Raw genomic sequence first — 11,075 nt, 5'->3', positions numbered from 1 at the left:
ATATGATAATTAAGAGGATAGTTTTAGAGCTATCCTTTTTATTTATCGGTAATCTGAAATGGCTAAAAAAAAACTACTTATTGATTTTATTTTTGTAATACAAATACCTTTCATTTCAAAAGGTCTTTCGATTTGCGAAACTTAATTCTTTATGAACGTTCAAATTGCCTTTTAAATGTCCCAAAAATGATTCGAAAAATTTGTTGAATTGTGTATTTTGTCATTTTTTAAGTGCAGAAACATATTGGGTAATGCTTTCTTGATTACGCTAAATGATCTTCTTGCCATTTTACGGATATATCAATATTATCCCGTTTCAATATAATTTTTGATTGATAAAATCGCTATACTCTTTTTTCTATTGGATGAATTCAATAAGATTCCCTATTTAATAGTTTGAAGACTTTTACATGTTGGATAATACTTTTTTTGAGTTTTTCATAAATAAAAAAAGTTTATTGAAATGAATTTCAATAAACTTTTAGGAACAACGTATTTTATAGTGCTATACAGTTTTTTTACCAACTATTTTTGACAATTAAACCCTTTAATCAGATTAAAAAGATATGGTAAATGTTAAATTTTTTCTATTTAGAATAGATAAAATTTTCACTATTCCATTAGGATTTATGTGAATCAAAATAATAGTCAAAAACTAAAACTGTTCTCTTCCTGCAAAATGAAAAGCGCCTTCAACAGCCGCATTTGCATCGCTATCAGAACCGTGAACTGCATTTTCTCCAATAGAAGTTGCATATTTTTTTCTTATAGTACCTTCGACTGCATCAGCAGGATTAGTAGCCCCAATTAGAGTTCTGAAATCCTCTATGGCGTTTTCTTTTTCTAATATGGCAGCAACAATAGGTCCTCTTGACATGAATTCTACCAATTCTCCGTAGAAAGGTCTTGTGGCGTGCACTGCATAAAATGCTTTTGCGTCGGCCAATGTTAATTGTGTTAATTTCAAAGAAACAATTTTGAAACCACCTTCTGCAATCATATTTAAAATTCCTCCGATGTGTCCGTTTTCAACTGCATCAGGTTTAATCATTGTAAATGTTCTATTCGTAGCCATTTTATATTTTTTAATTTGGGTGCAAAAATAAGGTTAATTAATCGATTAATAAAGATGAATTACAATTTAGGTATAAAAAATCCCTTACTATTTCATGTTAGGTTAATTATTGATACAATATAAACTAATGATTAATTTTTTATCAATTTAATTGTTTCTATAGCTTTAGCAGTGGCTATTTGGGCAAAATACATTCCACTTGTTAAATTAGAAGCATCTACATTAGCTGTGTTAGTTTTTGGAGAAACAGTCATTACGTTTTTACCTAAAACATCTACAATTTTAATAGATTCTATTCTTTCATTTGCGGAAGTAAAGTTCCAATTGTTTTGAGTGGGATTTGGATACGCTTTAAAGTTTGAAAAACCAAATTCCTTAGTGGATAATAGTTTTGAGAATGCGTATTCTCCGGTTATAATGTTAAACGTAATATCGTAGGTTCCTGTTTCCGCAGGAATATTTGCTCCGATGGATGTTCCCGTTCCCGTAGGCCAAGCTGCTTCAGCCCAACCAACTGTCCAAGCGTGATCTTGACGAAATTTTAATTCAGTGCTTGCTGGAATCCCTGACGGAGTGATCTCAATCCCGTTTTTTGTGTAGTTAATACCGTCAATGGTTTCTAAATCGATATCAACACCCCAACCACCCACTCCGGTTCCGGTAATACTTATTGTTGGATATATAAAATGATATTGTCCAGTAGTAATATTAAACGATACTGCCCAAATACCAGCAGTAACTGGAATAAAATTAGTATTAAGAGTAGTAGTTCCTGAGGGAAAAGTGCTTCCTCCAGTAATTCCTCCATTAATTTCAAATTGAGCTGTACCATCTGTAAAAGTTCCTGTAAGTTTATAAGTTTCGCCGTCTTCTGTAGCCATACTGACACCTTCTGGAGGAGTAACGGCAGTACCTAAAATTTTAACAATAAAAATTTCTGGACCACCAGAAAATGAATATTCCCCTGTTAGAATATTGAAGGTCAGATCGTAAGTTCCAGCAATAACTGGAATGTTTGCACCATCTCGAATTCCAGTTCCAGTAGGAAACAAAGCCCCGCCCCAATTGATAGTCCAATCTCCATCTTGTCTGAATTTTAAGCCACCACTCTTCAGTTCAAGCCCCGTAAGGGTGAAGGTTATGTTATCTTGTGTAGTCATTATGTGGGTATCAGGTGTTGATGGGTCGCTATCTGGCCAGCCATCGCTACCATCACCTACTCCCTTAATAACTGTAGCCACACCAACAACAGCAATAGACTGTGCATTAGTAGCTATAGTTGTAAAAATACATATGATAAAATATAGTAGTTTTGTTTTCATAATGATTCTTATTTTAAATAAAAATGGTACTATAAAGGTACACATTTTTGAAACAGAAATAGTTGAAATATTAATTATTAAACGGTAAAGACCTGTTTTATAATGTGTTATTTTTTAAGTTAAGAACGTTTAATTCATTTTTTTTTTTTTTTTTTTTCAATTCCAGAGCACAAAAATAATATTTATTTTTATAAAAAAAAGCCCTTACTGCAAATTGCAGTAAGGGCTTACTTTGATTTTAACTAATGATTAGTTTTTCATCAATTTAATTGTTTCATTAGCTTTAGCAGTAGCTATTTTAGCAAAATATATTCCTTTTGTTAAATTAGAAGCATCTACATTAGCTGCGTTAGTTTTTGGAGAAACAGTTATTACGTTTTTACCTAAAACATCTACAATTTGAATAGATTCTATTCTTTCATTTGCTGAAGTAAAGTTCCAATTGTTTTGAGTTGGATTAGGGAATACTTTGAAGTTCAAAGAGCTGAATCCTTTGGTAGATAGTGCATCTGTAAATACATATTCTCCAGTTGCAATGTTTATGGTAACATTATAAGTTCCAGGTAATGCTAGGATATTTGCTCCAAGACTTGTTCCAGTTCCAGAAGGCCAAGCTACGTCAGCCCAAGCAACAGCCCAGTCATGATTTTGACGGAATTTTATTTCAGAGCTTGGAGGAGTACTACCATCAACATTAATAACAAGTCCATTGATAGTATAAATAACACCATCTACAGTTGCTAAATCAGTATCAACTCCCCAGCCACCTACACCAGCACCAATAAGGCTTATTGTAGGGAATGCAAAACTGTATGCACCAGTTGTAATGTCAAGAATAACAGTAAAAGTACCAGCGGGTACCATAATACCTGCACCACCTTCAGCAGCTGTTCCGGCAGGGAAAGCCATGTCTGAAAGTAATACTCCGTCAAGGTCAAATTTAGCTTCTCCTGCTAAAAACGTTGTTGTAATTTTGTAAACAGATCCGTCTGCAGTAACCATAGTAAGACCTTCTGGTGGAGTTACAGCAGTTCCTAAGATTTTAACCACTGAAATAGGCGCTCCTCCGTCAAACTTGTATTCTCCAGTTACAATATTGAAAGTAACATCATATGTACCTGCAATTACAGGGATGTTTGCTCCGCCTTGTGTTCCTGTACCTGCAGGGAAACTTGCAGTTCCCCAGTTAATAGTCCAATCATGACCTGAACGAAATTTTGCTTCACCACCTGCAGAAACGAATCCTTTAAGGGTGTAAGTAATACCATCACCGGAGTCAGCCAAATCAACATCAGAAGCCCAATCTCCAGAACCACCTGGTCCAATTAGGGAAATTTGCGCATTAATAGCTGTCATTGTAAAAACGCACATAATCAAATAAAGTACTCTTTTTTTCATAATAATATTTTGTTTAAATTAATATCAGATAAAAGTACTCATTTTTGTAGAACAACATTGACTTATTGAAAAAAATAACACACGAAAACGTTTTCGTGTTAATAACATTATTAAACACCGCACTTTTTTGCGTATCTTATAGTAAATGTCGATTCAATTTAATTTTTCTATTTTTTTTTAACTTTTTAAACAAGAAGTTCTAGCATTTCATAGATATGGTAAATTAATGAGTTTTCCTTGTTACAGTTTTTTTGTAAATCAATTCCTTTGGCTTACAACGTATATTTGGTTACTGTTAGACGTCTAATTTACTAAACTTTAAAATATTGGAATAGACGGGCTATTTTTCTTAATTCAAATTGATTATGTTTTAATTTTGGTGATTTTTTTGTTTTCAAACAAATCTTACACCTTGAAAATCAATTTGTTTTTGTAAAAAAAACATAATATTAAAGACCAAAAAATGGTGTTTATCAATGCAAAGGCCAATGAGGCATTTAACGGATTGCTAAAAGTGGGAGTAATCCAAAATTTGTAGAAATAATCCTGAATGCTGATTTGTTCTGTGACGATTTCTGGATTCTGAATTTTAATCATTCTCAAAACCTTTGAAACTATTCCTGAATAGAAGAATACAATCATGGGATTTACCCCCCAAATTATAAAAAAAAGAGTCCATTTTTTATAATTGGCGATTTCTACTGTATAATACAAAAAAGTTAAACACAATATGGCCAACCCCGAAGTGTATAATACATATGAACTGGTCCACAGCGATTTATTTATGGGGAAAATGATTCCCCAAAGAATGCCTATAACGGTTGATGTAACACCAATAAGAATGATTTTTTTTACAATCTCCAGTTTTGGCAATGTAATATTCATCAATTGCCCAATCAGCAAACCTATTATTCCTGAAGCTATCGCTGGCACGGTACTTAATAGGCCTTCAGGATCCCATGTTTTGGTATAAATCCACATATGCCCCTTTAGTAATAGTCCATCAAGCCAAGCTGCCATGTTGGTTCCTTTTTCAAAGTTAGCGCTGCCAATTCCCGGAACTGGAACCATAGCCATTACTACCCAATACCCCAATAGTAGTGTTATAGCAACCAGAAGTTGTATTTTTCGGGTTGTTTTTAAGTATAAAACGGCTACGAAAAAATAGACAATTCCGAGGCGTTGCAATACTCCCAGAACTCGGACTTCTTGAAAATCCTTGATACCACCATAGGACAAAAAGAGTAAAACGGTTAGTATTGTAAAAACCAAAAACGTTTTGACCTTTAAATTGAAATTGCCTAATAGGGCATAACTAACCCCGAGCGTCAATGTCAAACGGATAAATAATAAAGAGATTCCATCTAAGCCAAAGAGTTCGATGTTGCTAAAAAAATTTAAAAACAATCCCAAACAAAAGATACGTAGTGAACGTACCACTATTTTATTGACAGGGGAATTTTCTAACGTTTTGTCGGGTATTGCAAAAGGAATGGCCGTGCCCATGATAAAAATAAAGAAAGGGAAAACCAAATCGGCGGGTGTGCAACCGTTCCATTCCGCATGCTCTAAAGGCGGATAAATAAATGACCAACTTCCAGGATTATTGACAAGGGTCATATACAGAATGGTAATTCCCCTAAATACATCTAGCGATTGTAACCGTTCCTTAGTCATTTCTTTTCTTTTTAAGAAACCCCAATTATATCGAAATTAGTCTCAAGGGGTTTGAGTTTATGGATTAATATTGGAATCAATTTCGTTCCGTTTTCTAAATAGAATTCCGAAAAATTGGATTGGCGTTCCTGTAAACTCTGATTTGGAAACAATTCATTTTGCAACTCGGCAATCCGCTCCAATTCATCATGTAGCTTTCGTTTCTGAGCTTTCAAGAGTCGTTTTTCCAAATTTTCCAATCCTTTAATTTGTTTCGCTTCTTGAGCTTTTACTGCTCCAGAAAAGGATTTGTCGGTTTGATGGGCAACGGAATATAAATAGGAAAATTGATTTTTTAATTGTTCTTTTTGAATGGATAAATCAATCGGGAATTCGGATAAAGTTCGTGTTCTTTCGTTCAATAAATCATTTTGTTTTGAAAACAGGTCTTTCCATTCCAACATTAATTTGTCAGTCTTTTTTGCCTGTTTTTCCGTTATTAATAAGGCGGAATTCCGCAATAATAGTATTGGAAAAGTGATTTTTGACGCTTCAAACAATGATTTTAGTTCCAGCCAATAGGCAATTTCACCGCCACCTCCTATGTAACATAAATTAGGAAGAATGACTTCCTGATATAAAGGACGTAGGATTACATTGGGACTAAATTTTTCGGGATGGTTTTCCAGTTCGGATAAAATTTCAGTTTCAGAAAATTGAATTTTAGTGTTATTCACTTTATAGAATCCATTTTCCAGAATGATACGTTCTCGCAAATCATCTTCGATATAGAATAAATTAATTTCCCGAGGATTCACCTGAATGGAGTATTCATGCAATTGCTTTGTGGTTTCAAGCACCAATTGGTTTGCGTTTTGAAATAATAATTCTTCCTTAATATAAGGTATGAATTCCTGTTTCAATTTTGGAGTATCGGCATCAAGGATTATCAAGCCGTATTCTTTAAAAAGGGAATTTGCTAAAAACCGAGTGGCACCAGCTAAGGTGTCATGATGGAGGTAGGATTCTTCAAAAAGGGTTTTAATCTCATTCGCGGCATTGCTTGATCCTATTTCTTTTGCAAAAACTTCAAATACGTCTTCTAAGCCTTTTGTGGATAATCTCCCTACAGGTCCAGAACTTGAGGTATTCCATCTAAATTTTTTTCCTTTAAAAATGAAATAATTGATTTCTTCAAAATCATGGTCTTCTGTTGCCATCCAATAAATGGGTACGAAATCGCAAGTGGGATATTTGGCTTTAAGTTCCTTGGATAGATTTATGGTAGATATAATTTTGTATAAAAAATACAATGGTCCGGTAAATAAATTTAATTGATGACCAGTGGTTATAGTAAATGTATTGGGACGGGCTAACGATTCGATATTTTTTTTGGTCAAATCTGAAGTGCTAATTTTTTCATATTGCTTTTGTAAAACCGAAACCAAAACCTCTCGATGGGCATTGTCAAAATTAGCTTGCTTTTCTTCCATTTGTCCTTTAAAGTTTTCTAGAGTGGGGAAACGATGGTAAAGGGACTGTATGTTTTGTTTTTGGTCTAAATAGTCACGAATTAGAGCCGTGAAATATCCTGAATTTTGATAATTAATACAGTCAGTTGGCATGTTTTTGAAGTGCTTAAAATTTTTGTAAAATTAACAAAAAGCGGGTTATGATTTTTTGGTTTAACAAAGGCTTAGTAAATGTCGATTTTTTATTCCTGAAAAGAAAATATTTTCTCCATATTTTAATTGAATTATATGCGTTTTTTGATTGGAGCAGTTCTAATTCTAAAAATATAGTGCCCTTATCAATCTTAGTAGAGATGTTGGATTATCTTATTGGTATATTGATGAATAATTCGTGTTATATATAACTAATTAGCATATATATCGATAAAAACTTGAAAAAAATAGAAATTATTAGTTAAGTTTGGTGTCAACTAAAAATTACACTGATGAGTAAAGACTTCAAAGTGAATGTAAATACGACTTTTCAATTTGATTATGAAAAGGAGAGTATTCCTCAACTCGATGCGGTAAGTATCGAAACAAATAAATTCCATATTCTGCATCAAAATAAACCTTACAAAGCCGAAATTATTTCTTCTAATTTCAATCAAAAATGCTACACTATAAAGGTGAATCACAATACCTACTCGGTAACCATTTCTAATAAACTAGACATGCTTATTATGGCAATGGGATTTGAAGTTGGTGCTACAAAACATGTTAATACGATTAAAGCCCCCATGCCGGGATTAATTCTTGAAATTTTTGTAGTGGTTGGTCAATCGGTAAAAGAAAATGACAACATCTTAATTTTGGGAGCCATGAAAATGGAAAATAGTTTTCTTTCTCCACGAGATGGTGTTATCAAATCGATTTCGGTGATTATTGGGGATGCAGTAGTTAAAGGGCAATTATTAATTGAATTTGAATAAGACAATGAAAAAGATATTAGTAGCCAACAGAGGCGAGATTGCTATTAGAGTCATGAAAACTGCTCAAAAAATGGGCATTAAAACCGTAGCGGTCTATTCTACTGCCGACAGAAATGCGCCCCACGTCAAGTTTGCCGACGAAGCGGTTTGGATTGGGGAATCTCCTTCCAGTGAGTCCTATCTTTTGGGGAGTAAAATTATTGAAGTAGCCAAAGCATTACACGTAGATGCCATTCATCCGGGGTATGGGTTCTTGAGTGAAAATTCTGAATTTGCTGAGGAAGCAGAAAGGAACAACATTATTTTCATTGGACCCAAATCGAAAGCCATCGAAATTATGGGAAGCAAATTGGCCGCCAAGGAAGCGGTGATGCACTACAATATTCCCATGGTTCCCGGTATAGATCATGCGATTACGGATATCGATGAAGCAAAGAAGTCGGCAAAACTAATTGGTTTTCCTATTTTGATAAAGGCCTCTGCCGGCGGTGGCGGTAAAGGAATGCGTGTCGTAGAAAACGAACATGATTTTGTACCCCAAATGAACCGAGCCATAAGTGAAGCCGTTGCCGCTTTTGGAGACGGTTCGGTTTTCATTGAAAAATATGTAGCCTCCTCCCGACATATCGAAATCCAAATTATAGCTGACAGTCACGGCAATGTGTTGTATTTGTTTGAACGAGAGTGCAGCATTCAGCGACGCCATCAAAAAGTGGTAGAAGAAGCACCATCTTCCGTTTTAACGCCTGAAATACGAAAAAGGATGGGAGAAGCTGCAGTTAAGGTGGCCAAATCTTGCGATTATTTAGGAGCGGGAACGGTGGAGTTTTTATTTGATGAACAAGATAATTTCTATTTCCTTGAAATGAATACCCGTTTGCAAGTAGAACATCCTGTTACGGAATGGATTACGGGAGTAGATTTGGTCGAACTCCAAATCAGAGTGGCTAGGGGCGAAGCATTGCCTTTTAATCAGGAAGATATACAAATTAAAGGGCATGCCATGGAACTGCGAGTGTATGCCGAAGATCCCATGAATGATTTTTTACCTAGCGTGGGACATTTAGATGTCTATAAATTGCCTGTGGGGGAAGGCATTCGGGTGGATAACGGTTTCGAGCAAGGCATGGACATTCCTATTTATTACGACCCGATGTTGGCTAAATTAATCACCTATGGCGAAACCCGAGAAGAGGCCATTCAAATCATGCTGAAAGCCATTGAGGACTATAAGGTAGAAGGGGTGCAAACTACGCTGCCTTTCGGGAAATTTGTTTTTGAACATGAGGCTTTTCGGTCAGGAAAATTTGATACCAATTTCGTGAAAAAACAGTATGACGCAGCAATGTTAAAGGCTCAAATAGAAAAGGAAGCCGAAATTGCCGCACTTGTGGCCTTGAAACAGTATTTTGAAGATCAGAAAATAGTACGATTACCAAATTCAATAAATTATGGAATCTAAAATAAAAGCATTAAACGACAAAATAGCTTTAGCTCATTTGGGTGGGGGTAAAAAGCGGATCGAAAAGCAACACGAAAACAAAAAATTAACCGCCAGAGAACGTGTCGAATATTTAATGGATGAAGGTTCCTTTGAAGAAATTGGGATGTTGGTGACGCACCGCACAACCGATTTTGGCATGGAAGAAGAAATTTATTATGGCGATGGAGTAATTACGGGTTATGGAACCATCAACGGACGATTGGTGTATATTTTTGCCCAAGATTTTACCGTTTTTGGAGGCTCTTTGTCTGAAACCCATGCCGAAAAAATCTGCAAAGTGATGGACATGGCGGTAAAAGTAGGAGCACCCATGATTGGTTTGAATGATTCCGGTGGTGCCCGAATCCAGGAAGGCGTTCGTTCCTTGGGGGGGTATGCCGATATTTTCTTTAAAAATGTACAAGCCAGTGGTGTAATTCCACAAATATCGGCCATCATGGGACCCTGTGCCGGTGGTGCAGTATATTCGCCAGCCATGACCGACTTTACCATGATGGTAGAAAACAACAGTTATATGTTTGTTACCGGTCCCAATGTCGTGAAAACCGTGACCAATGAAGAAGTGACTTCGGAAGAATTAGGCGGAGCAATTACCCATTCCACTAAATCGGGAGTGGCACATACCACTTCTCCCAACGGGATTTCCTGTCTGGAAGACATCAAACGATTGTTGAGTTATGTTCCGCAGAACAACAGAGAAGTTACGCCAAAACTGCCTTACATTTTACAGGACGAAATCAGGGAACAATTGTCGGATATTGTTCCGGATACTGCCAATAAGCCCTATAACATGCACGATGTAATCAAGGGAATTATTGATGAAGATTCTTTTTTTGAAATTCATAAAGACTATGCCGAAAATATTGTAGTCGGTTTTGCCCGACTGGGAGGAAGAAGCATCGGAATCGTAGCCAATAATCCTATGTTTTTAGCGGGTTGCCTGGACGTGAAAAGTTCCATAAAAGCGGCACGGTTTACCCGTTTTTGCGATTGCTTTAATATTCCGTTATTAGTATTGGTTGACGTACCAGGTTTTTTACCGGGGACCGATCAGGAATGGAATGGAATTATTGTTCATGGAGCCAAATTGTTATACGCTTTTAGCGAAGCCACTGTGCCTAAAGTTACCGTGATTACGCGTAAAGCCTATGGTGGCGCCTATGATGTAATGAACTCCAAACACATTGGTGCCGACATGAATTTTGCTTGGCCTACCGCCGAAATTGCCGTAATGGGAGCCAAAGGTGCCAGTGAAATCATCTTCAAAAAAGAAATTAACGAAGCGACTGATCCCGCTGCAAAATTATTGGAAAAAGAGGCGGAGTATGCCGATTTATTTGCGAATCCTTACACTGCAGCCCAACGTGGTTTTATAGACGAAGTGATTTTACCGCAAGACACCCGCCGAAAATTGATAAAAACGTTTAGCATGCTGGAAAACAAGGTTGTTGCAACCCCTAATCGAAAACACGGAAATATTCCTTTGTAAACCCTATTAGACAACCTAAATTTTATAAGGCGACAAATAATTGACGGATATTTAGCAATGGCACTTTTCTTATCGATAGAATTGTAGTTTTTGTTTATTGAGGAAATACTATTTTTAATGGGATTTAATGGGTTGATGGAACAAAAAATTTGTTACTCTCGGAAATTAATATCATTTTTATCGAAATA

At 35.8% G+C, this 11,075-nt stretch carries 8 protein-coding genes; 3 read left to right on the top strand and 5 right to left on the bottom strand.

From position 1 onward, the window contains the following. Nucleotides 1–655: 655 nt before the first annotated feature. From DB895_RS01490 to bshC, 5 genes are all read right to left on the bottom strand, one after another. Nucleotides 656–1,075 (bottom strand): nucleoside-diphosphate kinase, encoded by a 420-nt coding sequence (locus DB895_RS01490; RefSeq protein ID WP_116723564.1) that lies wholly within the window; start codon nt 1,073–1,075, stop codon nt 656–658. Nucleotides 1,076–1,206: 131 nt separating this feature from the next. Next, nucleotides 1,207–2,397, bottom strand: a complete 1,191-nt coding sequence (locus DB895_RS01485; protein ID WP_116723563.1) for a T9SS type A sorting domain-containing protein — start codon at nt 2,395–2,397, stop codon at nt 1,207–1,209. A 249-nt stretch (nt 2,398–2,646) separates the two neighbouring features. Continuing rightward, nucleotides 2,647–3,795: a T9SS type A sorting domain-containing protein gene (locus DB895_RS01480; protein WP_116723562.1), complete on the bottom strand. Its 1,149-nt coding sequence runs from the start codon at nt 3,793–3,795 to the stop codon at nt 2,647–2,649. Between the two features lie 405 nt (nt 3,796–4,200). Further along, a complete protein-coding gene (locus DB895_RS01475) occupies nt 4,201–5,472 on the bottom strand; it encodes an acyltransferase family protein (protein WP_116723561.1) in 1,272 nt (423 codons plus the stop codon). An 11-nt stretch (nt 5,473–5,483) separates the two neighbouring features. Further along, nucleotides 5,484–7,076, bottom strand: coding sequence for a bacillithiol biosynthesis cysteine-adding enzyme BshC (gene bshC, locus DB895_RS01470; protein WP_116723560.1), 1,593 nt, complete (start codon nt 7,074–7,076; stop codon nt 5,484–5,486). 332 nt (nt 7,077–7,408) lie between these two features. On the opposite strand from bshC, the gene DB895_RS01465 reads away from it, so the two are divergent. From DB895_RS01465 to DB895_RS01455, 3 genes are read left to right on the top strand one after another with little or no spacing between them, the layout of a single operon-like run. Beyond that, nucleotides 7,409–7,894, top strand: coding sequence for an acetyl-CoA carboxylase biotin carboxyl carrier protein subunit (locus DB895_RS01465; protein ID WP_116723559.1), 486 nt, complete (start codon nt 7,409–7,411; stop codon nt 7,892–7,894). Nucleotides 7,895–7,898: 4 nt separating this feature from the next. After that, complete coding sequence (accC, locus tag DB895_RS01460) at nt 7,899–9,356, top strand: acetyl-CoA carboxylase biotin carboxylase subunit (RefSeq protein ID WP_116723558.1); 1,458 nt, start codon at nt 7,899–7,901, stop codon at nt 9,354–9,356. Next, nucleotides 9,346–10,887 (top strand): acyl-CoA carboxylase subunit beta, encoded by a 1,542-nt coding sequence (locus DB895_RS01455; protein ID WP_116723557.1) that lies wholly within the window; start codon nt 9,346–9,348, stop codon nt 10,885–10,887. The genes accC and DB895_RS01455 overlap by 11 nt, the downstream gene beginning before the upstream one ends. Nucleotides 10,888–11,075 lie beyond the last annotated feature (188 nt).

This window comes from Flavobacterium psychrotolerans, from assembly GCF_003097635.1.
GTDB lineage: Bacteria > Bacteroidota > Bacteroidia > Flavobacteriales > Flavobacteriaceae > Flavobacterium > Flavobacterium psychrotolerans.
This window is presented reverse-complemented; position numbering and strand designations above follow the sequence as displayed.